28 protein-coding genes, 2 tRNA genes and 1 other RNA gene are annotated in these 25,647 nt (G+C 68.7%); 20 read left to right on the top strand and 11 right to left on the bottom strand.

Annotated features, from left to right (window positions below; translation table 11 throughout):
• Positions 1-137 precede the first annotated feature (137 nt).
• Positions 138-228, bottom strand: a tRNA-Ser gene (locus FOF45_RS00430).
• 98 nt (positions 229-326) lie between these two features.
• Here FOF45_RS00430 and FOF45_RS00425 point away from each other — a divergent pair.
• Positions 327-734 (top strand): DUF6165 family protein, encoded by a 408-nt coding sequence (locus FOF45_RS00425; protein WP_158982077.1) that lies wholly within the window; start codon positions 327-329, stop codon positions 732-734.
• 19 nt (positions 735-753) lie between these two features.
• Here the strand turns inward: FOF45_RS00425 and FOF45_RS00420 are convergent, their stop codons facing one another.
• The gene (locus FOF45_RS00420; protein WP_158982076.1) at positions 754-1,104 is read right to left on the bottom strand and encodes a BAR domain-containing protein; all 351 of its coding nucleotides are present in this window, start codon (positions 1,102-1,104) and stop codon (positions 754-756) included.
• On the bottom strand, positions 1,104-2,204 hold the full coding sequence (locus FOF45_RS00415) for a glycosyltransferase family 9 protein (protein ID WP_233264011.1): 1,101 nt from the start codon (positions 2,202-2,204) through the stop codon (positions 1,104-1,106). The genes FOF45_RS00420 and FOF45_RS00415 overlap by 1 nt, the downstream gene beginning before the upstream one ends.
• Before the next feature lie 22 nt (positions 2,205-2,226).
• Between FOF45_RS00415 and FOF45_RS00410 the strand changes: the two genes are divergently transcribed.
• The 7 genes from FOF45_RS00410 to FOF45_RS00380 all read left to right on the top strand — a co-directional run bounded on the left by FOF45_RS00410 (position 2,227) and on the right by FOF45_RS00380 (position 7,387).
• Positions 2,227-2,976: a 3-deoxy-D-manno-octulosonic acid kinase gene (locus FOF45_RS00410; protein WP_158982074.1), complete on the top strand. Its 750-nt coding sequence runs from the start codon at positions 2,227-2,229 to the stop codon at positions 2,974-2,976.
• Position 2,977: 1 nt separating this feature from the next.
• Entirely contained in the window at positions 2,978-3,736 is a 759-nt protein-coding gene (locus FOF45_RS00405) for an MBL fold metallo-hydrolase (protein WP_158982073.1), read from the top strand.
• Positions 3,733-4,764, top strand: coding sequence for a GTP 3',8-cyclase MoaA (moaA, locus tag FOF45_RS00400; RefSeq protein WP_158982072.1), 1,032 nt, complete (start codon positions 3,733-3,735; stop codon positions 4,762-4,764). The genes FOF45_RS00405 and moaA overlap by 4 nt, the downstream gene beginning before the upstream one ends.
• 155 nt (positions 4,765-4,919) lie before the next feature.
• Positions 4,920-5,408 (top strand): cyclic pyranopterin monophosphate synthase MoaC, encoded by a 489-nt coding sequence (gene moaC, locus FOF45_RS00395; RefSeq protein WP_158982071.1) that lies wholly within the window; start codon positions 4,920-4,922, stop codon positions 5,406-5,408.
• Entirely contained in the window at positions 5,405-5,647 is a 243-nt protein-coding gene (gene moaD, locus FOF45_RS00390; protein WP_158987103.1) for a molybdopterin converting factor subunit 1, read from the top strand. The genes moaC and moaD overlap by 4 nt, the downstream gene beginning before the upstream one ends.
• A gap of 287 nt (positions 5,648-5,934) precedes the next feature.
• Positions 5,935-6,360, top strand: a complete 426-nt coding sequence (locus tag FOF45_RS00385) for a molybdenum cofactor biosynthesis protein MoaE (protein WP_158982070.1) — start codon at positions 5,935-5,937, stop codon at positions 6,358-6,360.
• 25 nt (positions 6,361-6,385) lie between these two features.
• Positions 6,386-7,387, top strand: a complete 1,002-nt coding sequence (locus FOF45_RS00380; RefSeq protein ID WP_158982069.1) for a YncE family protein — start codon at positions 6,386-6,388, stop codon at positions 7,385-7,387.
• 229 nt (positions 7,388-7,616) lie between these two features.
• Here the strand turns inward: FOF45_RS00380 and ffs are convergent.
• Both ffs and FOF45_RS00370 read right to left on the bottom strand, forming a co-directional pair.
• Positions 7,617-7,713, bottom strand: an RNA gene (gene ffs / locus FOF45_RS00375) — signal recognition particle sRNA small type.
• Positions 7,714-7,769: 56 nt separating this feature from the next.
• Positions 7,770-7,862, bottom strand: a tRNA-Ser gene (locus FOF45_RS00370).
• A gap of 148 nt (positions 7,863-8,010) precedes the next feature.
• Here FOF45_RS00370 and dnaX point away from each other — a divergent pair.
• The 4 genes from dnaX to FOF45_RS00350 all read left to right on the top strand — a co-directional run bounded on the left by dnaX (position 8,011) and on the right by FOF45_RS00350 (position 11,256).
• Positions 8,011-9,819, top strand: a complete 1,809-nt coding sequence (dnaX, locus tag FOF45_RS00365; protein WP_158982068.1) for a DNA polymerase III subunit gamma/tau — start codon at positions 8,011-8,013, stop codon at positions 9,817-9,819.
• A 64-nt stretch (positions 9,820-9,883) separates the two neighbouring features.
• The gene (locus FOF45_RS00360; RefSeq protein ID WP_158982067.1) at positions 9,884-10,204 is read left to right on the top strand and encodes a YbaB/EbfC family nucleoid-associated protein; all 321 of its coding nucleotides are present in this window, start codon (positions 9,884-9,886) and stop codon (positions 10,202-10,204) included.
• Between the two features lie 43 nt (positions 10,205-10,247).
• On the top strand, positions 10,248-10,844 hold the full coding sequence (gene recR / locus FOF45_RS00355) for a recombination mediator RecR (protein WP_158982066.1): 597 nt from the start codon (positions 10,248-10,250) through the stop codon (positions 10,842-10,844).
• Between the two features lie 61 nt (positions 10,845-10,905).
• Complete coding sequence (locus FOF45_RS00350; protein WP_158982065.1) at positions 10,906-11,256, top strand: histidine triad nucleotide-binding protein; 351 nt, start codon at positions 10,906-10,908, stop codon at positions 11,254-11,256.
• A gap of 71 nt (positions 11,257-11,327) precedes the next feature.
• Here FOF45_RS00350 and FOF45_RS00345 read toward each other — a convergent pair whose 3' ends face one another.
• From FOF45_RS00345 to FOF45_RS00330, 4 genes are read right to left on the bottom strand one after another with little or no spacing between them, the layout of a single operon-like run.
• Entirely contained in the window at positions 11,328-11,813 is a 486-nt protein-coding gene (locus FOF45_RS00345; protein WP_158982064.1) for a Slp family lipoprotein, read from the bottom strand.
• Entirely contained in the window at positions 11,810-13,777 is a 1,968-nt protein-coding gene (locus tag FOF45_RS00340; RefSeq protein ID WP_158982063.1) for a transglutaminase TgpA family protein, read from the bottom strand. The genes FOF45_RS00345 and FOF45_RS00340 overlap by 4 nt, the downstream gene beginning before the upstream one ends.
• Positions 13,770-14,696, bottom strand: coding sequence for a DUF58 domain-containing protein (locus tag FOF45_RS00335; protein ID WP_158987101.1), 927 nt, complete (start codon positions 14,694-14,696; stop codon positions 13,770-13,772). Before FOF45_RS00335 ends, FOF45_RS00340 begins: the two co-directional genes overlap by 8 nt.
• A 53-nt stretch (positions 14,697-14,749) precedes the next feature.
• Complete coding sequence (locus tag FOF45_RS00330) at positions 14,750-15,703, bottom strand: AAA family ATPase (protein ID WP_158982062.1); 954 nt, start codon at positions 15,701-15,703, stop codon at positions 14,750-14,752.
• A 160-nt stretch (positions 15,704-15,863) separates the two neighbouring features.
• On the opposite strand from FOF45_RS00330, the gene FOF45_RS00325 reads away from it, so the two are divergent.
• The 3 genes from FOF45_RS00325 (at position 15,864) to FOF45_RS00315 (ending at position 20,632) form a co-directional block, all read left to right on the top strand.
• Entirely contained in the window at positions 15,864-17,711 is a 1,848-nt protein-coding gene (locus FOF45_RS00325) for an ArnT family glycosyltransferase (RefSeq protein ID WP_158982061.1), read from the top strand.
• 75 nt (positions 17,712-17,786) lie between these two features.
• Positions 17,787-18,752 (top strand): glycosyltransferase family 2 protein, encoded by a 966-nt coding sequence (locus tag FOF45_RS00320; protein WP_158982060.1) that lies wholly within the window; start codon positions 17,787-17,789, stop codon positions 18,750-18,752.
• Positions 18,749-20,632, top strand: coding sequence for a glycosyltransferase 87 family protein (locus tag FOF45_RS00315; protein ID WP_158982059.1), 1,884 nt, complete (start codon positions 18,749-18,751; stop codon positions 20,630-20,632). The genes FOF45_RS00320 and FOF45_RS00315 overlap by 4 nt, the downstream gene beginning before the upstream one ends.
• 10 nt (positions 20,633-20,642) lie before the next feature.
• Here FOF45_RS00315 and FOF45_RS00310 read toward each other — a convergent pair whose 3' ends face one another.
• Positions 20,643-21,227, bottom strand: coding sequence for a Maf family protein (locus FOF45_RS00310; protein ID WP_158982058.1), 585 nt, complete (start codon positions 21,225-21,227; stop codon positions 20,643-20,645).
• Positions 21,224-21,586 carry a hypothetical protein gene (locus FOF45_RS00305; protein WP_158982057.1) on the bottom strand — a complete coding sequence of 121 codons (363 nt, stop codon included), beginning with the start codon at positions 21,584-21,586 and terminating at the stop codon, positions 21,224-21,226. Before FOF45_RS00305 ends, FOF45_RS00310 begins: the two co-directional genes overlap by 4 nt.
• A 149-nt stretch (positions 21,587-21,735) precedes the next feature.
• On the opposite strand from FOF45_RS00305, the gene FOF45_RS00300 reads away from it, so the two are divergent.
• The 5 genes from FOF45_RS00300 (at position 21,736) to fabG (ending at position 25,526) form a co-directional block, all read left to right on the top strand.
• Positions 21,736-22,254, top strand: coding sequence for a YceD family protein (locus FOF45_RS00300; RefSeq protein ID WP_158987099.1), 519 nt, complete (start codon positions 21,736-21,738; stop codon positions 22,252-22,254).
• An 18-nt stretch (positions 22,255-22,272) separates the two neighbouring features.
• Positions 22,273-22,467: a 50S ribosomal protein L32 gene (gene rpmF / locus FOF45_RS00295; protein ID WP_158982056.1), complete on the top strand. Its 195-nt coding sequence runs from the start codon at positions 22,273-22,275 to the stop codon at positions 22,465-22,467.
• A 194-nt stretch (positions 22,468-22,661) separates the two neighbouring features.
• Positions 22,662-23,642 carry a beta-ketoacyl-ACP synthase III gene (locus FOF45_RS00290; protein ID WP_158982055.1) on the top strand — a complete coding sequence of 327 codons (981 nt, stop codon included), beginning with the start codon at positions 22,662-22,664 and terminating at the stop codon, positions 23,640-23,642.
• 178 nt (positions 23,643-23,820) lie between these two features.
• Entirely contained in the window at positions 23,821-24,783 is a 963-nt protein-coding gene (gene fabD, locus FOF45_RS00285) for an ACP S-malonyltransferase (RefSeq protein ID WP_158982054.1), read from the top strand.
• Positions 24,780-25,526, top strand: coding sequence for a 3-oxoacyl-ACP reductase FabG (gene fabG / locus FOF45_RS00280; RefSeq protein ID WP_158982053.1), 747 nt, complete (start codon positions 24,780-24,782; stop codon positions 25,524-25,526). Before fabD ends, fabG begins: the two co-directional genes overlap by 4 nt.
• Positions 25,527-25,647 lie beyond the last annotated feature (121 nt).

Below are 25,647 nucleotides of genomic sequence, written 5' to 3'. Positions count from 1 at the left end.
TCCGCGCCTGCAGGCAGCCTTCGGCTGTCGAAATCCGCAGTCCTGCCGATTTGTCGAACGGAGGGGGCGAATCAAACTCCTCGCATCGCCCCCAGATAAAAAAGAAGGGCCCCCTTGCGGGAGCCCTCTTTTTTATCTGGCGGAGAGGGAGGGATTCGAACCCTCGGTACGCTATAAACGTACGCCTGATTTCGAGTCAGGTACATTCAACCACTCTGCCACCTCTCCGGGTGCAGTGAGCCGGCAATTCTACGGGGCCGACACGCCCACGGCAAGCAGTCCCGCGGCCCGGCTACACTGTAGTCCCCTGAATGAACGGCCACGTCATGTCCGAAATCCTGGTCCCGGTGTCCTTTGGCGAACTGCTCGACAAGATCGCGATCCTGCAGATCAAGTCAGAGCGCATGAGCGACCCCGCCAAGCTGGCCAATGTCCGCAACGAGCTGTCCGCGCTGGAGAAGACCTGGATGGCGCATCCGGCCGCCAGCAAGGACATCGCGCGCCTGCGCGCCGACCTCAAGGCCGTCAACGAGCGCCTGTGGGTGATCGAGGACGACATCCGCATCAAGGAGAAGGCGCAGGCCTTCGACGACGAATTCATCCGCCTCGCGCGCAGCGTGTATTTCGAGAACGACGAGCGCGCGCGGATCAAGAAGGACATCAACCTCGCGTTGGGCTCGGCCTACGTCGAGGAGAAGTCCTACCAGGACTACAAGACCGGCGCGGCGCCCTGAGCGCGCCCGCCCCTGCGGCCTACCGCGCCAGCGCGTAGGCCGCGATCGCGAACGCCAGCACCGCCGCGGTGAGCGCGGCCCCGGCGACCCACTGCATTGCGTGCAGCCGGGCTTCCAGCTGGACCTGCTGGCCGCGCAGTTCGACCAGCGTCGATTCCAGTTGCGACGACGCCTGCTTCAACGCGGACAGCGTCTGCTCCATCTCGCCCGCGAGGGTGCGGATCGCCTGATCGTTGCGGTCCACTGCATCCTGCAACTCGCGGATCTGCTGCGGAATCTGCGAAGGCTCACGGCTGCGCGTGAACATGGGCCGCGCGGCGCGGAGCAGTTCCGGCAGCAGCGGTGCGACGACGGTGAACCAGGCGGCCATCAGCGTGTCTCCGTGGCGACGGGGGCGTGGTCGGCGCAATAGCGCTCGAAAGCGGCGATCGCGTCGTCCACGGTGATCAGGTCCATCACCCCGTCGTGTTCGATCTTGGTACCCCAGCGCAGTTCCGCCGCGGGCTTGCCCAGGTATTTGCGCGCAGCATCGTCGTAGCGGTCGGCGCAGTAGCGGCGATCGCTGTAGGGGCCGCTGCGCGCGGGATTGCTCGCCGCATGCAGGCCCAGCACCTTCGTGCCCATCGCGTTGGCGATGTGCATCGGGCCGGAATCGGGCGTCATCAGCAACTGGCCGCGTTCTAGCAACGCCGGCAACTGCTTGAGCGTGTCCTTGCCGACCAGGTCGAGCGCGGTGTGGTGCATCGCGGCGAGGATCGCATCGCTGGTCGAACGCTCCAGCTCGCTGCGTCCACCGCACAGCACGACCCGCCAGCCGCGCGAGACCGCGTGGTCGGCGACGGCCGCCATGCGTTCGGCGCGCCAGTTGCGGCGCGCGTGGCTGGAGCAGGGCGAGATCAGTAGGGTCGGCGTACCGTCGTCAGGCCACTGCGCGCGCGCCCACTCGCGCGCTTCGTCCGGCACCGGCAGGTCCCAGCGTACGCGGTCCTGATGCAGGCCGAGCGGCTCGCAGAAGCTGCCGATCGCGTCGAGCACATGGATGCCCGGACGGTCGGGGATACGCTCGTTGACGAACAGCCCGTGCAGGTCCTTGGAGCGCGAACGGTCGTAGCCGATGCGGCGCTTGGCCGGGATGAAGGCCGACAGCAGGTTGGCCCGCGCGGCCACCTGCATCTGCAGCAGCGCATCGAAGCGGCGCGCCTCGCCCAGTCGCTGGCGAAGTTCGCGGCCGAGCGCGCGCATGCCGGCCAGGCCGGTCTTCTTGTCGTACTCGACGAAGTCCACGCCGGGCAGGCCGGCGAGCAGCCGGTGCTCGCCCTTGCCGATGACCCAGGTCAGCCGGACCTGCGGCCACGCCGACTGAAGGGTGCGCACCAGAGGTACGACGTGGGTCACATCGCCGAGTGCGGACAGCCGCAACAGACAGATCGAAGCAGGTGCGGCAGGCGCGAGGGAAGGTGCAGCGGGCACGTGAATTGCTAGACTCCGGGGAATGACGGGGTTCGACGCTGCCGAGGAATTGACGCCGTTCCGCGACGACAGCGGGTACGGAGCCATTCTGTTCGACCGTAACCGGGTGCGGCAAGCAAGCCCGGAATGGTTCGTTCCTTCTTTCTGGCAACAGCGTGCACGACCGGTCGAAAGCGGCGGGCGCGGTGGCGCCTGGTTCGTCGATGCGCCCTTCGGCCCGGCGCTGTTGCGCCGCTACCTGCGCGGCGGCCTTGCCGCGCGCGTGAGCCGCGACCGCTACTGGTGGCACGACGCGGCCAGCACGCGCAGCTTCGCCGAGTTCCGCCTGACCCGCGCGATGGCCGAAAAGGGCGTGCCGGTGCCGCGGCCCATCGCGGCCTGCTACCGGCGCGACGGCATGTTCTACCGCGCGGCGATCCTGCTCGAGCGCCTGGACGATGTGCGCTCGCTCGCCGACCGGGCCGCCGTGGCGGGCGACGGTGCGCCGTGGGAAGAGGCCGGCCGTCTGATCGCGCGCGCCCACCGCGCCGGTCTCGACCATGCCGACCTCAACGCCCATAACCTGTTGTTCACCACCACCGGACGAGGCTGGATCATCGACCTCGACCGTGGCCGCATCCGCATTCCCGCCACCGGCTGGCGCGAACGCAACCTCGCGCGGCTCAAGCGCTCGCTGCTGAAGCTGCGCGGCTCGCGGCCGGTGGAGGACGTCGAACGCGATTTCGGCCGCCTGCGTGCGGCGTACGATCGGGCCTGGGAACGAGGCTACTGAGATGGTGTGGCAACTGCGTCTGCATGGCGTCGGCAACGCGTCGGCGGTCGAGCTCGGTTCGGCGATGGCCACCATCGAGCGCGACGGTTCGCCGTGGCTGACCATCGACTGCGGTGGTGAAGGGCTCACCGCGTACCTTGCGCACTACGGCGACGCGCCGCGCGCGTTGTTCATCACCCATACCCACCTCGACCACGTCGCCGGCTTCGAGCGGCTGTTCGTGTCGAGCTACTTCGACCCGTCGCGACGGGGCCGCGTGCGCGTGTACGTGCCGGCGCCGGTGCTGCCGCTGCTGCACAAGCGCGTGGGCGACTACCCCAACGCACTGGCCGAGGGCGGCGTCAATTTCTGGGATGCGTTCCACGTGATCCCGGTGGGGGACGCGTTCTGGCACGACGGCATCCGCCTGGAAGTCTTCCCCACGCGCCACCACTGGCCCGAGACCGCCTACGGCCTGCGCCTGCGCGGCAGCGTGGTGTGGACCGGCGACACGCGTCCGATTCCCGAAATGCTGGCGCGCCACGCCGACGACGGCGAGCTGATCGCGCACGACTGCGCGCTGCACGGCAATCCCTCGCACAGCGGTATCGACGATCTCGAACGCGAATACGCGCCGGCGCTGCTCGACCGCTGCCTGCTGTACCACTACGGCAATCGCGAGGAAGGCGAGATCCTCGCCGCGCGCGGCTACCGTGTCGCGCATCCCGGCCAGGTCGTCGCGCTGCAGGCGCCGACGGCGATGGAAGCGGAGCCGGCATGAACGCCGTCACCCGCGCGCCAGAGCTGTCGTCGCTGCCGCTCGACCGGCGTGGCCGGCCGCTGCGCGACTTGCGGCTGTCGGTGATCGAAGCCTGCAACTTCCGTTGCCCGTACTGCATGCCGGCCGATCGCGTGCCGGACGATTACGGCTTCGACACGGCCTCGCGCCTGTCCTTCGACGAGATCGAAACACTGGTGCGCGGATTCGTCGCGCTCGGCGTGCACAAGCTGCGCCTCACCGGCGGTGAACCGCTGCTGCGCAAGGGGTTGTCAACGCTGGTCCAGCGACTGTCGCGGATCGACGGTCTGGACGACATCGCGCTGACCACCAACGGTTCGCTGCTCGCCGCGCACGCGCAGGCATTGCGCGATGCCGGACTGGGGCGGATCACGGTGAGCCTGGACGCGCTCGATCCGCAACGCTTCCGCCAGATGTCCGGTGGTCGCGGCGATATCGCCGACGTGCTGGCCGGCATCGACGCGGCCAAACGCGCGGGTTTCGAGTCGATCAAACTCAACTGCGTCGTCGAACGCGGGCTCAACGAAGACCAGGTGTTGCCGCTGATCCAACGCTTCCGCGGCAGCGGACACGTCGTGCGCTTCATCGAGTATATGGACGTGGGCACCTGCAACGGCTGGGTGCGCGACCGCGTGGTGCCCTCGGCGGAGCTGCGCGATCGCATCGCCGCGCGCTGGCCGCTGCATCCGCTGGAAGCGCAGTACCGCGGCGAAGTCGCCTCGCGTTACGCGTTCCAGGACGGACAGGGCGAGGTCGGGTTCGTCAGTTCGGTGAGCGAACCGTTCTGCGGCGACTGCCATCGCGCCCGCGTCTCGGCCGACGGTCGCCTCTACACCTGCCTGTTTGCCGCGGACGGCCACGACCTGCGTCCTGCGCTGGCGCAAGGCGAAACCGCGCTGCGCGAACGCGTGGGCGCGGTCTGGTCCCATCGCGCCGACCGCTACAGCGAAGTGCGCGGCAGTGGCCAGGCGCAGCGCCGGCACGTGGAGATGTTCCTGATTGGTGGGTGAGCGGATGCGCTCGCGAGCCACTGGCTCGCGCTTCCGCGAACGCCCGGCCAGGGATTGGCCGGGCCGGGCGATCCGAAGCCGATGCGTCGCGCCAAGGATGGCCGCGAGAACCTCATCGACAACCGTATCGACACGATTCAAACCCTTAAGCCCCCATGCCAAAACCCACCCCCAAGCTCACCCATCTCGACCCCAAGGGCCGTCCCGCGATGGTCGACGTCTCCGGCAAGGCCGTCACCGCGCGTGAGGCGCGTGCCGAATGCCGCGTGCGTTTTCCCGCGGACGTCGCACGGCAATTGCGCGCATCGGGCCTGAAGAGCGCGAAGGGCGGCATCGTCGAAACCGCGATCATCGCCGGCACGATGGCGGTGAAACGCACGTATGAACTGATCCCGTTCTGCCATCCGCTGCCCATCGATGGTTGCCGGTTTTCCATCGACTGGAATGGCGACAGCACGCTGCGCATCGAGTGCTCCGTGCGCACCACGCACCGTACCGGCGTGGAGATGGAAGCGTTGACCGGCGCGACCGTCGCCGCGTTGACCGTCTACGACATGTGCAAGGCGCTGTCGCACCGCATCGTGCTGGGTCCGGCGAAGGTGCTCGGCAAGCGCGGCGGCCGCCACGACTTCGGAGCGACCTGATGGCGCGCGTCACCGTCCTGTATTTCGCCAGCCTGCGCGACGCCGCCGGCGTGGCGTCGGAGAACATCGAAGTCGCCGACGACCTGCGCTCGCTCTACGAAACCCTGCGCGCCCGCCACGGCTTCGCGCTGCCGGTCGAGCGCCTGCGCGTCGCCGTCGACGGCGCCTTCGCGCGCTGGGACGACCCGGTGCGCGACGGAGCGGAAATCGCCTTCATTCCGCCGGTGAGTGGTGGGTGAGCGTGCGCGCTCAGCCGATGCTCTGTCGGCATCGGCTGCGCACGCGAACGCCCGGCCAGGGATGGCCGGGCCGGGCGTTCCGAAGCCGGTGCGCCACGCCACGGACGGCAGATAGGTGCATAAGAAGGCGCTGAAGGAGTGCGGATGACCGCCCCGGGCGTTCCGAAGCCCATGCGTAGCGCCACGGACGGCATCTCACACTTCAACGAAGCCGCCATATCAAGCCTCATCGAAGCCAACGGCATCTCGCGCTCCAACGAAATCGGCCCAATGCGACAATCCCCACCATGACTCGCTTCGCCCTCGCCGACACCTCCATCGACACCGCCACGCTGCGTGCACAGCTGCTCGACGATCGCGTGGGCGGTTACGCCAGTTTCGAAGGCTGGGTGCGCAACCACAACGAAGGTCGCGATGTGCTCGGCCTGCGCTACGAGGCCTACGACGCGCTCGCACAAGCCGAAGGCGAGCGCGTTCTCGCAGAGGCGATGGAACGTTTCGACATCCTCGATGCGAAGTGCGTGCACCGCGTCGGCGATCTCGCCATCGGCGAACTGGCCGTGTGGGTCGGCGTGAGCGCCGCACATCGCGACGCCGCGTTCGCCGCCTGCCGCTTCATCATCGATGAAGTGAAAGCGCGCGTGCCGATCTGGAAGCACGAGCGCTACGCCGAAGGCGATGCCGGGTGGCTGCATCCCGAAGCCCGGCCCTGATCCCTCGTCACGAAGGAGTCGTCCGATGATCCGCTGCCTCGCCCTCGTCCTCGCCGCCGCATCGCTCCTGTGCGGACATGCACGCGCAGCTGAACTACTGGTCGGCAACAAATCGGCGAACACGGTGTGGCGGCTCTCCACCGACGACGGCCACCGGCTCGGCGAATTCGCCACGGGCGAAGGCCCGCACGAGATCGTCGTCGCCCGCGGCGCGGGTTTCGCGCTGGTCAGCAACTACGGTGCTGGCTCGCCCGGCAACACCCTCAGCGCGCTCGATCTCGCCAACGGCAAGGTGCGCACGATCTACCTGGGCGAGCATGGCCGCCCGCACGGCATGCGCCTGCTGCCCGGAAACACGCGCGCGGTGGTGACCACCGAAGCCTCGCGCCGCCTGCTGCTCGTCGATGTCGAAGCCGGTCGCATCGAGGCGGCCATTGACCTCGGTGAAGGACGCGGCCACATGGTCGCGCTGTCGAAGGATGGCAAGACGGCGTACGTCACCAAGATCGACGCCGGCACCGTGAGCCGTATCGATCTCGCGCAACGCCGCAAGACGCAGGAAGTCGCGGCCGGTGCGGGCGCCGAGGGCGTCGCGGTCGATGCGGCCAGCGGTGAAGTGTGGGTCAGCAATCGCGAGGCGGGCACCGTCACCGTGCACGACCCGGCGACGCTGGCGATCCGCCACACCATCGCCAGCCCCGGCTTCCCGATCCGCGTGGTGTTCGGCGCCGACGGCCGCCACGCACTGGCGACGAATGCACGCGCGGCGACGCTGTCGGTGATCGACGTCGCGACGAAGAAGGTCGTGCACACCGTGCCGCTTGCGCGCGAAGGGGCGGAATATCGCGAAACCATGCTCGGCCGCGCGGCCCTGCCGATCGGCGTCATCGCCGATCCGAAACGCCCGCGTGTTTACGTCGCCATCAGCGGCGGCGACGAGATCGCGGTGATCGACACGAAGCAGTGGAAGGTGGTCGACCACTGGAAGACCGGCCGCGAACCGGATGCGCTGGGCATCGTCGAGTAGGGAAGTCGCAGGCCACGTCGGATGATCTGAGGTCGTTCCCCGTGGATTCCCGCCTTCGCGGGAATGACGACAGGGAGACGGATCGGCCGCAAGATGCACATCCACAGGATTCAGCCCCCTTGGTAAGGGGGCGCCGCGGCAGCGGCGGGGATCGGGAGCACATAGCCGGGGCCCGGGATTTGCGACGCAAATCCTGGGATTTCGAATGCGGAGCATCGAAATGGCGATGACCCCGCCGGCTGACCTCGGCACCCGCGTCAGTCGATACCGTTGCTGCCTTCCGGCCCTGGCGGGGTTTTCGACCTAGCGTCGCGAGGGGCCGACGGGGCCACCATAGAGACGTTCATCAAAAGCCCCGCCGCGTGGCGGGGCTTCATGGATCTGGCGGAGAGAGGGGGATTCGAACCCCCGAAGCGCGGTTTAGACGCTTACACACTTTCCAGGCGTGCTCCTTCAACCACTCGGACACCTCTCCATACCTGGTACCGCGTGGGGCCTGAATGCGGCGTCCTGCCGAATCTTGGCTTCCTCCAGGGGTCGCAGATTCTAGCTGTCGGCCGGTCCGCGGACAAGCTCGGATACCGCGTCGCAGTCCGCGCGATGCGGCATGGCAGAATGGAGGCATGTCCTACCTCGTCCTCGCCCGTAAGTGGCGTCCGAAGCGCTTCGCCGAGCTGGTCGGGCAGGAGCACGTGGTCCGCGCGCTGACCAATGCGCTCGGCACGGGGCGCGTCCACCACGCGTTCCTGTTCACCGGCACGCGCGGCGTCGGCAAGACCACCATCGCCCGCATCTTCGCCAAGTCGCTCAATTGCGAGCGCGGCACGTCGGCCGAACCCTGCGGCGAATGCGCGGCCTGCCGCGACATCGATGCGGGCCGCTTCATCGACCTGCTCGAGATCGACGCGGCCAGCAACACCGGCGTGGACGACGTGCGCGAGGTGATCGACAACGCGCAGTACATGCCCAGCCGTGGCCGGGTGAAGGTCTACCTGATCGACGAAGTGCACATGCTGTCCAAGTCGGCCTTCAACGCGTTGCTCAAGACGCTGGAGGAGCCGCCGGGGCACGTGAAGTTCCTGCTCGCGACGACCGATCCGCAGAAACTGCCGGTGACGGTGCTGTCGCGCTGCCTGCAGTTCAACCTCAAGCGCCTGGACGAGCAGCAGATCCAGGGCCAGATGACGCGCATCCTCGAGGCCGAGGGCATTCCGGCCGAGGCCGGCGCGATCCGCCAGCTCGCGCGCGCCGCCGACGGCAGCCTGCGCGACGGTCTGTCGCTGCTCGACCAGGCCATCGCCTACACCGGCGCGAGCGCGGGTACCGACGGCAACGGCGGCGTGCTCGCCGATGCGGGCGTCGCGGCGATGCTCGGCACGGTCGACCGCACCCGCGTGGGCGCACTGCTGTCCGCGCTCGGCGAGGGCGACGGCCAGCGCCTGCTGGCCGAAGTCGCGACCCTGGCGGAGTTCTCGCCCGACTGGGCCAGCGTGCTCGACACCTTCAGTGAAGCGCTGCACCGCATCCAGGTGCGCCAGCTAGTACCGGACGCGCAGATCGAGACCGACGGCGTCGACGTCGACGGTCTGGCCGCGCGGCTGCGTCCGGAAGTAGTGCAGCTGTGGTACCAGATGGCGCTCAATGGCCGTCGCGACCTGCCGCTGGCGCCAAGCCCGCGCGCTGGTTTCGAGATGTGCCTGCTGCGCATGCTGGCGTTCCGTCCGGCTGAAGGCGAGGGCAATCGCGTCGCCGCGCCGGCGGCGTCCGGTGCCTCACGCGAATCCGCGCCGCGCAGCGCAGCGACCGCAGCACCTGCGACGCCCGCACCGGGTCCGCGCGTGCCGCCGCCGAATCCATTCGCCGAATCGGCACCTCCGTCGCGCGCGCAGGCGCCGATGCCGCCGGTGCGCGAAGCCGAGCCCGTGCGTCCCGCACCTGCGCCTGAACCGGAAGCTCGCGTCTCCACGCCGGAGCCCGTGCGTGCGCCGCGTGAGACTGCTGTGCCATCGCCCGCGCCGACCCCGTTCGTGCACAGCGCCGGCATCGCCGATGCCGATGCATGGCATGCGCTGATCGCCGGCACCAGCCTGCGCGGTCCGGCACGCCTGCTCGCCGAACACGCCGGCTTCATCGGCTACGCCGACGGCGTGCTGAGCCTGTCGCTCGGCCCCAGCGACGACCACCTGCGCAGTAACGCAGTGGTCAGTCTCGTCGCCGAGGCGCTGGCCCCCGCGCTGGGCCTGGTGCCGCAAGTGCGTTTCGTCGAATCCAGGCAGGCCGAATCGCTGCACCAGCGCAACGAGCGTGCACGCGATGCGCGCCAGGCGTCGGCCGAAGCCAGCTTCATGGGCGATCCCGACGTGCAGCGGCTGATCTCGCAGCACGGCGCCAAGGTCGTGCCCGATTCGATCCGTCCCTTCGAGGACAACTGATTTTTCCCGTCGCGCGTCCGCACCGGATGCGCGGCCTTCATCGCCCCCGGAACCGAGAACGAACATGCGTGGAAACATCGCCCAACTGATGCAGCAGGCGCAGCGGATGCAGGAAAACGTGCAGCGCGCGCAGGAAGAACTGGCCAAGATCGAAGTGACCGGCAACGCCGGTGGCGGCATGGTCAGCGTCACGATCACCGGCCGCATGGAGTGCCGCAAGGTCCGCATCGATCCGAGCGTGCTGTCCGACCAGGAAATGGTGGAAGACCTGATCGCCGCCGCGTTCAACGATGCGGTGAACAAGGTCAACAGCGAATCGCAGGCGAAGATGTCCGCGGCCACCGCCGGCATGCCGCTGCCGCCGGGCATGAAGATGCCGTTCTGAGAACGCGCGTCGTCCCCTCGTGGGATGACGTCGCGGGCGCCACATGACGTCCTCGCTTCTCGAACAACTCATCGACGCCTTCCGCGTATTGCCCGGCGTCGGACAGAAGTCCGCCCAGCGCATGGCCTACCACGTGCTCGAACGCGAGCGCGCCGGTGGCCAGCGGTTGGCGGCTGCGCTGGCCGTGGCCGTGGAGAAGATCGGCCACTGCGTGCGCTGCCGCGATTTCAGCGAGACCGACGTCTGCGCGACCTGCGCCAGCGCCGCGCGCGATGCGCACCTGCTGTGCGCGGTGGAATCGCCGGCCGACCGGCTCGCGATCGAGCAGGCCACGGGTTACCGCGGCCTGTATTTCATCCTGCAGGGGCGACTGTCACCGCTCGACGGCATCGGCCCGCGCGAACTCGGCCTGGATCGCCTCGCCGCGCGCCTGGCCGAAGGTGAGGTGCAGGAGTTGATCATCGCCACCAACCCGACGGTGGAAGGCGAGGCGACCGCGCATTACCTCGCGCAGCTCGCACGCCAGCACAAGGTGCGGCCGAGCCGTCTTGCCCACGGCGTGCCGCTGGGCGGCGAACTGGAGTACGTCGATCGCGGCACGCTCGCGCACGCGTTCGGCAGCCGCAGCGAAGTGGAGTGAATCCGGCCGCGACGAGGAGGGGTTACCATCGGCTTCCCCTTCGAGACGCGACGACGGCCGCATGGACACCATCTTCCACAAGATCATCCGCCGCGAGATCCCGGCCGATATCGTCTTCGAGGACGATCACCTGATCGCCTTCCGCGATATCGCGCCGCAAGCGCCGGTGCATGTGCTGTTCGTGCCCAAGACCGACGTCGCCACGCTGAACGACCTCACCCCGGACCAGGCCGTGGTCGTGGGACGTCTGGCGCACGCGGCAGCGGAATACGCCAAGCGCGAAGGCTTTGCCGAGGACGGCTACCGCATCGTCATGAACTGCAACGGCCACGGCGGGCAGACGGTGTTCCAGATCCACCTGCACCTGCTGGCCGGTGCGCCGCTGGGCCGCTTCGGTACGCCTAAGGCGTGATCCGCAGGGATTGATCCGGGAAAACAAAAGGCCCGCAAACGCGGGCCTTTTCGTATCTCATCGCGGATCGATCACCACCAGCCCCACCACGGCCACGGCGCCGGATAGCTGACGACATCCACCGTTTCGCGGACCGGCCACAGGTAGACCACGTCGGCTTCCACGCGCGGGAAGCGGTAGTCGTACTCGCCGATGCGGCGGTTCTCGTAGCCGTCGACGCGACCGACGAAGGTCACTTCGCGGTTCTTCTCGAACACCGCCGGATCGTAGAACCCGGTGCGGCAGGCGAGGAAGCGGCCACCGGTGTCGTCGCTGCCCCAATACGGACGGCCGGAGCTGCCCAGATTGGTCGAGATCATCTCGAAGCAGGTGCGGTTGGCCTGCGGTTCGACGTTGACGATGCGGCCACCCCAGCGCACCGATGCGCCGGTGCTGTCGGCCGCCGACGCGTCGCGCGGCGTGATCGGGTTGAAGGTGCCTTGCAGCGGCGTGGGTTGCGTCGTGCAAGCGGCGAGCAGCAGCGCGCTGGCGGCGAGTATGGCGAGACGGACGTTCATCGGCGTTCTCCTCGAGAATTCGCGGGCGGGCGGTGCGCGCGCAGCGCCTTGGTCAAGGCGCGAGCCGAACGTCCCCCCGGTTCGCCACCAGCGTACCGCCAATCACTGAAACGTTGGCTGAGCACCTGCAGGTCGCCGGCAAGGTCCGGGCGCGCGGCGGCGACGCGGTCGACCCAGGCCAGGGCCGGTTCGGCCGGATCGCGTTCCAGCCCGAAGCGGCGGTAGCGTCGAGACAGGCGATGCCAGGCGCGCAGGATCGGGTCGCGCTCGCGTTCGTTGCGACGGCTCAACCAAACCATCCACAACAGGCCCAGCGCGACGGCCAGCGCCAGCAGCAGGATCAGGGTGCGGTCGTCCAGACGCTCGATGCCCAGCGGCCGCAGCAGGTTCTGCTGGCGGCGGGCGTCGAAGCCGAGAACGAAGTCGTTCCAGCCACGGCGCAGCCAGTCGCCGACGTCGAGCAGCGAGCGCGCATCGAGGTTGTCGTTGAGCGCGGCCTGCGCTTCGAGTGTGTCGAACACGCGTTCGGGGGCGACCGCCGCGGTCGGGTCGACGCGCGTCCAGCCGCGGTCGCGAACCCACACTTCGGCCCAGGCGTGCGCATCGCTGCGTCGCACCACCCAGTAGCCGCCGATACGGTTGCGGTAGCCGCCGGCGTAGCCGGTGACCACGCGTGCCGGGATGCCCGCCGCGCGCATCAGCACCACGAACGACGAGCTGAAGTGCTCGCAGAAACCGGCCTTCTGGTCGAACAGGAATTCGTCGACCGCGTGGCGTCCCAGGAGCGGCGTCGACAAGGTGTAGGAGAAGTCGCGGTGGATCCAGTCCAGGGCGCGGCGCACGACGGCCGCATCGTCGTAGGGGCCGGCTTCGCGGCGCCACTGCCGCGCGAGTGCGACGGCGCGAGGGTTGAAGTCGTCGGGCAGCTGCAACGCCACCGCACGCATTCCGGTAGGAAGTCGCGCCTGGTAGCGCAACGGCGGCGCGGACTGGATGCGCCAGCGGCTCAACCCATTCTGCGGGCGGAACGCCTGCAGGTTATGGTCCGGCCCCATGCGACTGCCTTCAGGTGCCGCGACCGGCAGGTCGAGCGCGACCAGTTGCCGCGAGTCGGTCGGCTCCAGTTCGATCTCGTATTCCCAGCGCGCCGCGCCCGGTTCGATGTCGACGCCGCCGCCATCCGCATACCAGCGCGACTGTCGCCAGGTGCGTCCGTCGTAATCCCACAGCACCGGTCCGCGCCAGTACATCTGTTCGCGCGCCGGCACCGCGCCGAAGAAGCGGGCGCGCAGCGCCGGCGTGTCGTCGGTCATCAGGTCGACCCAGTCGCCCGGACTCATCGAATCGGACAGCCCGGTGCGGGCGAGGGCGCGTTCGGGGATGCCCCACAACGGCGCGCCCAGGCGAGGAAACAGCCAGAACGCCGCCAGCGCGAGCGGAAGGCCGATCGCGAGCAACCTGCCGATCGCCCACAGCCGTTGCCGCAGCGGCACGCTCTGCACGTCGCGCGATTCCACGTCCGCCAGGCGCTGCAGCGTCGACAGCGCAAGCAATGCCGCCGACAGGCCCAGCACGAGCGACAGTGGTCCCTGGTCGAGCAGGAACGTCGCGAACGGCGCGAACAGGGCGAAGCCGAGCAGGCTGCGCGCGTCGCGCAGGGTGAAGGTTTCCGAGGGCTTGATCGCCAGCATCGCCGCGAGCAGCGCGCAGCCGGTGTCGCGTCCGATGGCGAAGCGGCTGAGCACCAGCACCGCGGCGATCAGCGCAAGCGCGATCAGCAGGCGCAGAAAGCCGTGCATCGGTTGGCGCCACGACAACGCGACGACCACGAACGCGCTGGCGCCGATGGTCGCCGCGAGCGAGGGCGGCAACTGCAGCAGCAACGGCAGCAGGCACAGGCCCGCGCTCAGCAGCGCCCAGTGGCGGGAGCGCGGCTCCAGCAATTCGCTCGACGCGTCAGCCATGCGGCATCAGCGCGAGCGCGCGCAGGCAGGCGTGGCGGTGCTGCGCGCCGCGATCCGGTCCGAAGGTCTGTCCCGGGAGGCGCAGCTGGTAACGACGACCTTCGCGTTCGGCCTCGTCGATCCAGCGTGCCAGCCGTGCGATGCGCGCCTCGTAGGCGACGCCGGTGACCGCGCGCCAGTCGAGCACGACCTCCGCGCCCATCGGCTGTTCGAACTCGCGCACGATCAGCGTGTCGCGCCGCGCCGACGGTTTCCACGCGATCGCGCGCCGCGCGTCGCCGGAGCGGTAAGCGCGCAGGTGATGGACGTCGTCGCCGGCCGGATTCAGCCGCGCCTGCGCGCGATCGCCGCGACCGGAGGGCAGCGGCGGGCCGTGCGGTTCGGGCGCGGGATAGACCAGCAATGGATTCTCCGGCCACACGTACGCCCAGGCGCGCGCCAGGCCCAGCGGGCGCGTGGTCGACAGGCGCAGGCGTGGCGTTTCGAACCAGCCGCGCTGTTCGGTGGGCAACAGCAGCTGCGCTTCGCCGTTGCCGCGATCGAGGTTGAGCACCACCGCGTCGGCGTCGAACGCGCCGTCGTCGTCCAGGCGCAGGCCGCGCCGCACGCGACCCGGCGCGGCGCGTGCGTGCACGCGCACCGTGAGCGGTGCGCCGGCCGCGACCGGTTCGGCTTCGATGGCGACGATCTCCAGCTCCGACAGCTGCATTTGCGCGGCGATCAGGCTGGCCATGCCGGCGCCGCCCAGCAGCAGGCCGAGCAGCAGCGCGGGATTGTTGTTGTAGTTGAGCGCGCCCAGCAACATCGTCAGCAGCGCCGCCGCGTAGAACAGCCCGAAGCGCGTGGGCAGCACGTAGATGCGGCGCCGGTGCAGGCGCGCGGGCAACGATTCCGGCAGACGCGGCTGCGTCCACACCATCGCGAAGGCGTGGAAACGTGCGTACAGGCGCCGTGCGGCGGCGACGGGCATGATCAGTCCACCGGCACCGCGTGCAGGATGGCCTTGGCCAGCGACGCATCCTTGCCGGCGTCGACTTCGGCCACCAAGCGATGCGCGGCGACCGCGGGGAACAGCGCCTGCACGTCTTCGGGCAGCACGTGCGCGCGCCCGAGCAGCAGTGCATACGCGCGAGCTGCACGCAGCAGCGCCAGGCCCGCGCGCGGCGACAGACCCACGCGCACGCCCGGATGGCGGCGGCTGCGCGCCAGCAGCGCCTGCACGTAGCCGATCAGCGCATCGCTGGCATGCACCTGCTGCACGACGCGGCGCGCGGCGAGCACGTCATCGCTGCCGAGCATCGGCAACACCTTGGCGATCATGTCGCGGCGGTCGTCGCCCGCGAGCAGGTCGCGCTCGGCGCTCTCGCCCGGATAGCCCAGGCTCAGGCGCAGCAGGAAACGGTCGAGCTGCGAGTCGGGCAGGGGATAGGTGCCCGACAGATCGACCGGGTTCTGCGTGGCGATCACGAAGAACGGTTCCGGCAACGGATGCGTGGTGCCGTCCACGGTGACCTGGTACTCCGCCATCGCTTCCAGCAGCGCGCTCTGCGTGCGCGGCGGTGCGCGGTTGATCTCGTCGGCCAGCAGCACCTGCCCGAACACCGGGCCCGGGTGGAACTGGAACTCGCGCGACTGCGGATCGAACACCGACACGCCCACGACATCGGCCGGCAACAGGTCCGAGGTGAACTGCACGCGCTGGAACTCCAGTCCCAGCGTCGCCGCCAGCGCATGCGCCAGCGTGGTCTTGCCCAGGCCCGGCAGGTCCTCGATCAGCAGATGGCCACCCGCGAGCAACGCCACGAAGGCCAGCCGCACTTCCTGCGGCTTGCCCAGCACCAGCGCGTTGACCTGCGTCTGCGCACGGTCGAGGGCCGCGCGAAGTCCATCGGTTAGCATGGGCGCCGTCGAGAGGGGTACCGCCATCGTGCGTATCTCCTGGAATGCTGCGGCGGCGGTCGGCCGCCGATGCGCGGACATCGCGCCCATCGGTTTCGCGCGCCTTCCACCGCAAGGCGAAGGTCGCGCGGATGGCGTCGCAACGCGGCGCGCCGGTTCCATCAGAGTGTAGCGAGGTCACGGACGGATGCGGGATGCAGTGCAGGCACGGCGCGCCTTCTGGGTGCTGTGGGTCTCAGTTCTGCTGGTGAAGCTGGCGGTCGCCGCGCGCCTGCCGCTGTTCGTGGACGAAGCCTTCTACTGGCAGGAAGGCCAGCACCCGGCCGCCGCGTATTCGGACCTTCCCGGACTCACCGCGTGGCTGACGCGCTTGGGCGTGGATCTGGGCGGCGAGCACGCGCTCGCATTGCGCCTGCCTTTCCTGCTGATCGCCGCCTGCGTGCCGTTGCTGACGGTGCACATTGCTTCGCGTGAGTTCGGTGCGAAGGCTGGATGGCAGGCGGGTCTGTTCGCGATGCTGCTGCCGTTGGCGGGTACGCTGGGACTCATGGCGCTGCCGGACGCGGCGATGGCGCTGGCGACGCTGCTGTGCGCCGATGCCGGTGCACGCCTGCTGCGCCAGGTCACCGCAGAGGCCGCGCTCGAACTGGCCGTCGGCCTCGCGCTCGGCGCGCTCTGCCATTACCGCTTCATCGCGGTGATCGCGGTCGGCTTCATCGCGCTGCTGATGCTCGAGGACGGCCGCCGCGCGCTGCGCGACGTGCGAGTGATGGTGGCGATCGCTTTCGGCGCATCGGCATGGGCGCCGCTGGTGGCATGGAATCTCGACAACGCCGACGCCGGCCTGCGTTTCCAGCTGGTCGATCGGCATCCGTGGGCGTTCCATGCCGACGGCGTGCTGTTCATCGGCGTGCAGGCCCTGCTGGTGACGCCGCTGCTTTTCGTCGCGCTCGCCGTCGCCGCGCAGCGTTCGCTGCGCTGTGCGTCCACGGTGTCGCGCTACTTCGCGCTGCTCGGTTCGGGTGTCGTGCTGGGTTTCTTCCTGCTCGGTTTCTTCGCCGACACCGAGCGCGTCAGTTTCCATTGGCCGCTGCCCGGCTATCTCGCGCTGCTGCCGCTGCTGCCCGCGGTGCTGGCATCGTGGCCGCGCGGCTGGAGAGTGGCGACGACATGGCTGGCCGTGCTCGGTCTGGTCGCCAATCTGGGCTACTACGTCGCGGTGTCGAGCGCGGGCTGGCGTGCCGACAGTGCCGCGAAGAAGTGGTATCCGGCCAACTTCGCCGGCTGGCAGCCGCTGGCCGATGCGGTGCGAGCGCGACTGCGGACGATGCCGCCCGGCACGCGCGTGGTCGCTGACAACTTCAAGATCGGCGCCGAACTCGGTTTCGCGCTGGGCGATCCACGCATCCCGGTGCTCGACCATCCGGTCAACCACAAGCACGGACGCGCGCCGCAGCTGCGGCTGTGGGGCCTGCATACCGACGGCCGCAGCGAATGGGGCGAAGCGCCGGTGCTGCTGGTCGTCGGCGCGACCGAGGTGAAGTACCGCGACCTGCTCGATCGTTACCACCGTCTGTGCGCGATGGTCGGTCGGCTGCCGCCCGCACAGGTGCTCAACATCGACCACGGCCGCCAGCGGTTCCTCCTGTTCGCACTGCAAGGCACGCCGCCGCAGGGGGCGTGCTCGACGCCGTCGATGGCGTGGGTGGACGAGCCGGTCGCCGATGCGCACGTGGGTCGCACCTTCCACGTCCGCGGATGGGCCTTCAAGGACGGACGTGGCCTGTCCGGCGTCGAGGTGACCCTCGATGGCAAGGTCGTGGGACGTGCGCGCTACGGTGGCGATTTCGCAGGTCTGCAGAATGCCTGGCCGCAGTCGAACGACCCGCAGCATCCGAAGGTCGGTTTCGAGGCGGACATCGACCTGCGCGACGCCGGATTCGCGCCGGGTGCGCACTGGCTCGGCCTGCGCCTGCACGGGCAGGACGGCAGCGTGGAAACCTGGGCGGAACAGCCGATCCTGCTGCGGGAGTGACCGTGCCGCGGAATCTTCGAGTTCCGGGCGACATGCCTACCCGGTAGACTTGCGCGCGCCAAACAGGACTGACCCATGACCACAACGGAGCTGGCGGCGCCGCGAATCGCGGTGCTGGTGCCTTGCCACAACGAAGCCGCGGCGATCGCGAAGGTGGTTCGCGACTTCCGCGTCAGCCTACCGACGGCCACGTGTTACGTGTTCGACAACAACTCCACCGACGACACCGCCGCGATCGCGCGCGAAGCCGGCGCGGTGGTGCGCCGGGTCTCGCTCCAGGGCAAGGGCAACGTGGTGCGTCGCATGTTCGCGGACGTCGAGGCCGACATCTATGTGATGGTCGACGGCGATGCCACCTACGACGCCGCCGCGGCGCCGGTGCTGGTCGGAAAGCTGCTCGACGAGGACCTCGACATGGTCGTCGGCGCACGCGTGGACACCGAGCAGGCCGCCTACCGTTCCGGCCACCGCTTCGGCAACGTGATGCTGACCCGCTGCGTCGGCATGGTGTTCGGTCGCAGTTTCGGCGACATGCTCTCGGGCTATCGCGTGTTCTCGCGGCGCTACGTGAAGTCGTTCCCGGCGCATGCGCGCGGTTTCGAGACAGAGACGGAACTCGCCGTGCATGCTCTGCAGCTGCGCATGCCGGTGGCCGAGATGGACACCGCCTACGGCGCGCGCCCCGAAGGTTCGGCGAGCAAGTTGCGCACCTATCACGATGGGTTCCGCATCCTGGTCACCATCGCGCGGCTGTTCAAGAACGAGCGGCCGCTGCTGTTCTTCTCGCTGCTGTCGTCCGCGTCCGTACTGCTGTCGATCGTGCTGGCCATCCCGCTGCTGCTGACCTACATGCAGACCGGACTGGTGCCGCGTTTCCCGACGGCGATCCTGTGCACGGCTCTGGTGCTGATGGGCATCGTGCTGCTGGCGTGCGGTCTGATTCTCGACACCGTGACGCGTGGGCGTGTCGAAATGAAGCACCTGGCCTACCTGTCGATTCCGCAATCGTTGAGTTTCCGCAAGGACAGTCGCGGCGCATGAATCTCTTCATGCGCGCGAGCGCCCGCGCACACCGGATCGGTGGCTGGCTGGAACGGCGTTTCGCATTCGACAGCCGCCGAAACGTGATCGTCGCGGCGTTGGCTGCGATGGGCGTGGCCGCGCTGGTATCGCTGCTGCGCGGGCAGGACAGCAACTGGGATCTACGCAACTACCATCTCTACAACGCCTACGCGTGGCTGACCGACCGCATCGCGCTCGATCTCGCGCCGGCGCAGATGCAGACGTATTTCCCGCCGCTGATCGACCTGCCGTATTTCTTGCTCGCGCCGCGTTGGCCGATGGCCACGGCAGCGCTGCTCGGTGCGTGGCACGGGCTGGCGTTCGTGCTCGTGTCGGGCATCGCATGGCTCGCGCTGGCCGGACGCACGGATCGTGCACGCCTCGCGCCCGTGCTCGGCCTGGCTGGTTGCCTCAGCGCGGTGTTCCTGTCCGAGCTCGGCAACACGATGGGCGATGACACCACTGCGCCGCTGGTGCTCGCGGCGCTGCTGCTGATGCTGTGGAAGGCAGCATCCGGACGGGCGTCCACATGGGCGCCTTGGCTGGCGGGCGTCCTGCTGGGGCTCGCGCTGGCGCTCAAGTTGACCAATGCGATCTACGCGATCGCGCTGGGACTGGCGGTGCTGGCCGGTCCCGGGCCCTGGAAGCGCCGCATCGCGCACGCGGCATCGCTGACGACCGCGACGGTCGCCATGTTCGCGCTGCTTGCCGGGCCGTGGATGTGGCGGATGTGGCGCACGTTCGGCAATCCGCTGTTCCCGCAGTTCAACGCATGGTTCCAGGCGCCGCTTGCGCAGCCGTTGTCGGTGGCGGACCAGCGCTTCCTCCCGCACGGCATTGCCGAGGCTGTGTTGCGTCCGCTGAGCTCCACCGCTGATCCCTTCCTGATCAGCGAAATCCCGATGCCGCAACTGGTCTGGGCGTCGCTGTACCTGTTGCTGGTTGGTGGCCTGTGCATCTGGGTGGTGCGGCGCATGCACGGCGCGCAGCCGACTGCTTTCGACGACGACGGCAACGGCAGCGCGCGCATGGTGCTGGTGTTCCTCGGCGCGGCGTTCGCGATCTGGCTGGGGATGTTCAGCATCCACCGTTATCTGGCGGTGGCGGAGATGCTGGGGCCTCTGGCGATCTGGCTGCTCGCGCGTCGGCTGTTGCCGTCGCGATGGGGCGCGCGGGTGGCGGGTCTGGCGATTGCAGGCTGCGTCGCCGCAGTGCTGGCCGGCATGTGGGTCATTGGCTGGAAGGGCTGGGGTCACTCCGGTTGGCACGACACCGCATTCCGCGTCGAGGCGCCGGTCATGGAGCAGCCATCGCGTGCTTCAGTGCTGCTGGTGGGCGACGAGCCCCATTCGTGGCGCGTGCCGTTCCTGCCGCCCGAAGCGATGTACGCCTCGGTCGCGTCGAACTTCCCGGAATCGCCCGCATATGCGCAAACGCTGGCGCAGCGCGTCGCGCAGCGCGGTGGGCCGGTGTACGCGCTGATGGTGGCTCACGTCGATATCGAGCGTGAGCGTCGCCAGCGCAAGCTCGAGCGCGCGGAGAGTTCGAATGCCTGGGCTGCGCGGTTCGGCCTGGATCGCGGCGACTGCAAGCTGATGGTGCGCCTGGCGAAGAATCGTCGCGTCGATCTGGCACGCGTGGGTACGGCGGAAGGCGTGCGGTGCAGACTGGTCCTGCCGCCGGAACCTGCCGATACAGGCCTTGCAGCGCTCGACGCTGCTGCCGTGGTCGCCGCGCAGGAGAAGCTGGCCCGTTATGGATTCGCGCTGGTGCCCGACAGTTGCCGGCGTCACGAGGCGTTCGTCGGCGCCGAGCCATTCCCATACCAGTGGTGCAAGGTTGCGGCCGTAGCGCCGTGATGCCTGAAGGCTAGGGCAGGGCGAAGCCCGCCCGGCGCAGCAGTCGCGCCGTGGCGATCAATGGCAATCCGATCAGTGCGGTCGGATCGCGGCTGTCGATCGCGTCGAACAGTGAGATCCCCAGCCCCTCCGATTTGAAGCTGCCGGCGCAGTCGTAGGGGCGTTCGGCGGCGAGATAGCGTTCGATCTCGTCCGTCGCCAGTGTGCGGAAACGCACCACGGTGCAGTCGAGATCCTGGAGTGGCTCGTGCCCGGCACGCGCGACGCACAAACCGGTCTGGAAGCGCACCTCGCGGCCCGACATCGCGCGCACCTGCTCGAGCGCGCGCGGATGGTCGCCGGGTTTGCCGATCGGGTGGCCGTCGAATTCGGCGACCTGGTCGGAGCCGATCACCCAGGCGTCCGGATGGCGCATCGCGACTTCGTCGGCCTTCGCCTTCGACAGCCGGCGAGCCAGGGCTTCCGGGGCCTCGCCGGGGCGGGGTGTCTCGTCGACGTCCGGACGCATCGTCTCGAACGCCAGGCCGAGCCGGCCCAGCAGCTCGCGACGGTAGATCGAGGTGGACGCCAGGATCAGGCGCGGCGCGGCGCTCATGCGAGCGGTGCGCGGGCCTGGGCGATGCGCGACAATTGCTGGTCGATTCGGTCGCGCGCGGCGTCGATCGAGGTACGCACCTCGTCGAGCTGGTCCACGCTGGCCTCGCGGCCGTGGTCGCGCAGCCACAGGCGCTGGCGGAGCATTTCGCGCATCGCCTCGCCGACCGGATCCTCCCCGCCGCTGCCGGCGACCGCCTCGATCTCGGCCCGGGCCACGCGCAGCTGGGCTTCCAGGGCGTCGGCGGCGTCGAGGACTTCACGCAGGGCGCGCTCGCGGCGCCCCGGGCGGTAACGGCCGTAGGCGGCCAACGCCGCGATCACGAGCACGGACAGGAGGAGGAGCAGGGCGATGGTCACGATGAGTGGCCGCTTGACTGAACGGATGGCCCAAGTCTGAAGCCCCCGCCAGCCTCCGGCAAATGAATCCGGCCTGGTCGTGCCAGGACTGTGAACTGGCGGGTTCAGGTTTGACAGAAGCGGGGCCGATCCCTAACATTCCGCAGCTTATGTCAGCGGACCTGCCCGAGATTCTTGATGCTTGGCGCATGGTGGCGGCACGGCGCGGCCTCGAAGGCCGCGTGCCGTTGTCCTCGCTGGCGAGGTTGCGTGACAGTCTCACCGACCCCGAAGGCGAAGTGCGGTTCTCGCTCGAGTTCGATCGCGATTCGCTGCGGGTGCCGTTCGTCGAGCTGCGCATCGATGCCGCGTTGCCGCTGACCTGTCAGCGCACACTGCAGCGATTCGTGTTGCCGGTGAACATCGTGCAGCGCCTCGGCCTGATCCGCGACGAAGCGGAGGAGGCGGCGCTGCCGCCAGGATACGAGCCGTTGCTGGTGCCCGAAGACGGCCAGCTGCGGACCGTCGAACTGGTCGAGGACGAGTTGATCCTCGCCGTTCCGGTCGTGCCGATGATGCCCGGCACGGAGGCGGTGGAACGCGACTGGCCCGCGGCCGAACAGGCTGAGGAACCGGAGCGCGCGAATCCGTTCGCTGCGTTGTCGGCATTGAAGAAACATTCGAACTAGTTTTTTTGGAGCAAGACCATGGCTGTCCAGAAGTCCCGCGTTTCCCCGTCCAAGCGTGGCATGCGCCGTTCGCACGATGCGCTGTCCGCCAAGCAGCTGGCCACCGATCCGACGACCGGCGAGACCCACCTGCGCCACCACGTCACCGCCGACGGCTACTACCGCGGCAAGAAGGTGATCGACACCAAGACCAAGGTTGTCGACGAAGAGTAATCTCTTCGCCCACCGCCGCGCCGCGCGCCGTCCCTGACACGCGCGGCCGCCGCCGCTCGGACTGCCCGCCGCCGCAAGGCATCGCGTGGCAGCGGCGGACGTGAGCGGCGGACCTCCTGCGCCGGCATCGCCGGCGGGGGATTCCCGGCAAGGTGCCCGATGAGGGCCCATCACGGCTGTGCAGCGGAGTGGCGATGACGCAAACGATTTATTCCCGCATCGCGGGAACCGGCAGCTACCTTCCCGAGAAGGTGCTGACGAACGACGACCTGTCCAAGATCGTCGACACCAGTGACGAATGGATCGCTGCCCGCACCGGCATCCGCGAGCGTCACGTTGCCGCCGAAGGCGAGACCACCAGCGACCTGGCCTACCACGCGTCGATCCGCGCGATGGAAGCGGCCGGCGTCGATGCGAAGGATCTCGACCTGATCGTGGTCGGCACCACCACGCCCGATCTCATCTTCCCTTCGACCGCCTGCCTGCTGCAGCACCGGCTGGGTGCCAACGGCTGCCCGGCGTTCGACGTCAACGCCGCCTGCACGGGCTTCGTCTACGCGCTGACGGTGGCGGACAAGTTCATCCGTTCCGGCGCGGCTAAGACCGTGCTCGTGGTCGGCGCGGAAACGCTCACCCGCATGCTCGACTGGAGCGATCGCTCTACCTGCGTGCTGTTCGGCGACGGTGCCGGCGCGGTCGTGCTCAAGGCCGACAGCGAGACCGGCATCCTCAGCACCCACATGCACGCCGACGGTGGCAAGAAGGAGCTGCTGTGGAACCCGGTCGGCGTGTCGGTCGGTTTCAAGCCGGAAGAGCACAACGCCGGCGTGCGCGTGCTGATGACCGGCAACGAAGTCTTCAAGCATGCGGTCAAGGCGCTGGACGGCGTGGTCGAGGAAACGCTCGAGGCCAATGGCCTGGATCGCCACGACATCGACTGGCTGATCCCGCACCAGGCCAACCTGCGCATCATCGAAGCCACGGCCAAGCGCCTGGACATGCCGATGGATCGCGTGGTCGTCACGGTCGATCGCCACGGCAACACCTCGTCGGGCTCGGTGCCGCTGGCGCTGGACGAAGCCGTCCGCTCGGGCAAGGTGCAGCGCGGCCAGCTCGTGCTGCTGGAGGCCTTCGGTGGCGGCTTCACGTGGGGCTCGGCGCTGCTGCGCTACTGATCCACGCCGACGCCTGCAACGACGCCCTCGCCGGACCCGGCGGGGGCGTTTTCGTTTGCGGGTCGCGCAGTGCGCACTTCACGGTTCCGCAATGGCGCCGGTGTTTCAGTACGTGCGAGTACAGACGCCCTAGAGCAAAGGCTCGTATCATGCGCACTCTTTTCGCAGGGACCCCCGCGTGACCGATTCCTCCGCAACCGATCCGACGCTGGCCTTCGTCTTTCCGGGCCAGGGCTCGCAGTCGCTCGGCATGCTCGCCGAACTGTCCGAACTGCACCCGATCGTGCGTGAGGCATTCGTCGAAGCCAGCGATGGCGCGGGCGTCGATCTGTGGGCGTTGAGCCAGGGCGGTCCGGAAGAAATGCTCAACCGCACCGAGTACACCCAGCCGGCGCTGCTCGCCGCGGGAGTGGCGGTGTGGCGCGCGTGGCAGCAGCACCGCGGCAAGTCGCCGGCACTGCTGTCCGGCCACAGCCTGGGCGAGTACACCGCGCTCGTCGCCGCCGGTGCGCTGTCGCTGAAGGACGGTGCGCACCTGGTGCGTCTGCGCGGACAGTTGATGCAGGAAGCCGCGCCCGCCGGCGTCGGCGCGATGGCCGCCGTGCTCGGCGCCGAGGACGTGCTGGTGCAGGACGTCTGCGACACGGTGTCCGGTAGCGAAGTCGTGGTGCCGGCCAATTTCAATTCGCCCGGTCAGATTGTCATCGGCGGCCATGCCGCTGCGGTCGACAAGGCGCTGGCAATGCTCGGCGAACGCGGCGTGCGCAAGGCGGTGAAGCTCGCCGTCAGCGTGCCCTCGCACACGCCGCTGATGCGCGAGGCGGCCAACCGTCTGGCCGAAGCGATGCGCGGAATGTCCTGGCGCACACCTGATCGCCCGGTCGTGCAGAACGTGGATGCGAAGGTGCACGACAGCGTGGACGCGATCCGCGATGCGCTCGTGCGCCAGCTCTACCTGCCGGTGCAGTGGACCGGCTGCGTGCAGTCGCTGATTGCGCAGGGCGCGACGCGCATCGGCGAGTGCGGCCCGGGCAAGGTGCTCGCCGGTCTGGTCAAGCGCATCGACAAGAGCGCCGATGCACGCACGCTCGGCACGCCGGGCGAATTCGAATCCGCTTTCGAAGAATGGAACAAGGCATGAGCGAGAAGCTGCTTTCCGGAGAGATCGCCCTCGTCACCGGCGCCAGCCGCGGTATCGGTGCGGCGATCGCTGACGAACTGGCCGCGCAGGGCGCGACCGTGATCGGTACCGCCACGTCCGAGTCCGGCGCCAAGGCGATCGGCGATCGTCTCGCCGCGCACGGCGGCCACGGTCGCGTGCTCGATGTCGCCAACGCGGGCGCGATCGAAGAACTGATCGAGAACATCGCCAAGGAATTCGGCGCGGTGTCGATCCTCGTCAACAACGCCGGCATCACCCGCGACAACCTGCTGATGCGCATGAAGGACGAGGACTGGCAGGCGATCCTCGACACCAATCTCACCAGCGTCTACCGCAGCAGCAAGGCGGTGATGCGTTCGATGATGAAGGCGCGCAAGGGCCGCATCATCAATATCGCGTCGGTGATCGGCGTGACCGGCAACGCCGGCCAGGCCAACTACGCCGCGGCCAAGGCCGGCATCATCGCCTTCAGCAAGTCGCTGGCGAAGGAAATCGGCAGCCGTGGCATCACCGTCAACGTGGTCGCGCCGGGCTTCATCGACACCGACATGACCAAGTCGCTGCCCGAGGACGCCCGCAACGCGATGCTCGGCCAGATCGCGCTGGGCCGCTTCGGCGAGCCGGCCGACATCGCCCGCGCGGTGGCGTTCCTGGCCGGCCCCTCGGCGGCCTACATCACCGGCGAGACCCTGCACGTCAATGGCGGCATGTACATGCCGTAAGGCGTCCACGGACGATCCAACGTTTCAGTTGTAACCGCTTGAACCCAAAGGGCTTTCGCGTATGCTCGCGATCGTCCTCGATTCATTTAGACTATTCCGTCGAATATCCCGTCCCGGGAGG

This window comes from Lysobacter panacisoli (genome assembly GCF_009765165.1).
Taxonomy (GTDB): domain Bacteria; phylum Pseudomonadota; class Gammaproteobacteria; order Xanthomonadales; family Xanthomonadaceae; genus Lysobacter_J; species Lysobacter_J panacisoli.
Note: the sequence above shows the minus strand (reverse complement) of the source record. Positions and strands in the feature narration are given on the sequence as shown.

Excerpts from the sequence above, each read along its gene's own strand:
- FOF45_RS00405 (WP_158982073.1), top strand. The coding sequence starts at position 2,978 with ATGGTGTGGCAACTGCGTCTGCATGGCGTCGGCAACGCGTCGGCGGTC.
- FOF45_RS00325 (WP_158982061.1), top strand. The coding sequence starts at position 15,864 with ATGCGGGATGCAGTGCAGGCACGGCGCGCCTTCTGGGTGCTGTGGGTC.
- FOF45_RS00335 (WP_158987101.1), bottom strand. The coding sequence starts at position 14,696 with ATGGTGTGGACGCAGCCGCGTCTGCCGGAATCGTTGCCCGCGCGCCTG.
- dnaX (WP_158982068.1), top strand. The coding sequence starts at position 8,011 with ATGTCCTACCTCGTCCTCGCCCGTAAGTGGCGTCCGAAGCGCTTCGCC.
- moaA (WP_158982072.1), top strand. The coding sequence starts at position 3,733 with ATGAACGCCGTCACCCGCGCGCCAGAGCTGTCGTCGCTGCCGCTCGAC.
- FOF45_RS00425 (WP_158982077.1), top strand. The coding sequence starts at position 327 with ATGTCCGAAATCCTGGTCCCGGTGTCCTTTGGCGAACTGCTCGACAAG.
- FOF45_RS00340 (WP_158982063.1), bottom strand. The coding sequence starts at position 13,777 with ATGGCTGACGCGTCGAGCGAATTGCTGGAGCCGCGCTCCCGCCACTGG.
- moaC (WP_158982071.1), top strand. The coding sequence starts at position 4,920 with ATGCCAAAACCCACCCCCAAGCTCACCCATCTCGACCCCAAGGGCCGT.
- rpmF (WP_158982056.1), top strand. The coding sequence starts at position 22,273 with ATGGCTGTCCAGAAGTCCCGCGTTTCCCCGTCCAAGCGTGGCATGCGC.
- fabG (WP_158982053.1), top strand. The coding sequence starts at position 24,780 with ATGAGCGAGAAGCTGCTTTCCGGAGAGATCGCCCTCGTCACCGGCGCC.
- FOF45_RS00320 (WP_158982060.1), top strand. The coding sequence starts at position 17,787 with ATGACCACAACGGAGCTGGCGGCGCCGCGAATCGCGGTGCTGGTGCCT.
- recR (WP_158982066.1), top strand. The coding sequence starts at position 10,248 with ATGACGTCCTCGCTTCTCGAACAACTCATCGACGCCTTCCGCGTATTG.
- FOF45_RS00330 (WP_158982062.1), bottom strand. The coding sequence starts at position 15,703 with ATGGCGGTACCCCTCTCGACGGCGCCCATGCTAACCGATGGACTTCGC.
- FOF45_RS00420 (WP_158982076.1), bottom strand. The coding sequence starts at position 1,104 with ATGGCCGCCTGGTTCACCGTCGTCGCACCGCTGCTGCCGGAACTGCTC.
- FOF45_RS00310 (WP_158982058.1), bottom strand. The coding sequence starts at position 21,227 with ATGAGCGCCGCGCCGCGCCTGATCCTGGCGTCCACCTCGATCTACCGT.
- FOF45_RS00385 (WP_158982070.1), top strand. The coding sequence starts at position 5,935 with ATGACTCGCTTCGCCCTCGCCGACACCTCCATCGACACCGCCACGCTG.
- FOF45_RS00380 (WP_158982069.1), top strand. The coding sequence starts at position 6,386 with ATGATCCGCTGCCTCGCCCTCGTCCTCGCCGCCGCATCGCTCCTGTGC.
- FOF45_RS00315 (WP_158982059.1), top strand. The coding sequence starts at position 18,749 with ATGAATCTCTTCATGCGCGCGAGCGCCCGCGCACACCGGATCGGTGGC.
- FOF45_RS00410 (WP_158982074.1), top strand. The coding sequence starts at position 2,227 with ATGACGGGGTTCGACGCTGCCGAGGAATTGACGCCGTTCCGCGACGAC.
- FOF45_RS00350 (WP_158982065.1), top strand. The coding sequence starts at position 10,906 with ATGGACACCATCTTCCACAAGATCATCCGCCGCGAGATCCCGGCCGAT.
- FOF45_RS00360 (WP_158982067.1), top strand. The coding sequence starts at position 9,884 with ATGCGTGGAAACATCGCCCAACTGATGCAGCAGGCGCAGCGGATGCAG.
- FOF45_RS00290 (WP_158982055.1), top strand. The coding sequence starts at position 22,662 with ATGACGCAAACGATTTATTCCCGCATCGCGGGAACCGGCAGCTACCTT.
- FOF45_RS00345 (WP_158982064.1), bottom strand. The coding sequence starts at position 11,813 with ATGAACGTCCGTCTCGCCATACTCGCCGCCAGCGCGCTGCTGCTCGCC.
- FOF45_RS00300 (WP_158987099.1), top strand. The coding sequence starts at position 21,736 with ATGTCAGCGGACCTGCCCGAGATTCTTGATGCTTGGCGCATGGTGGCG.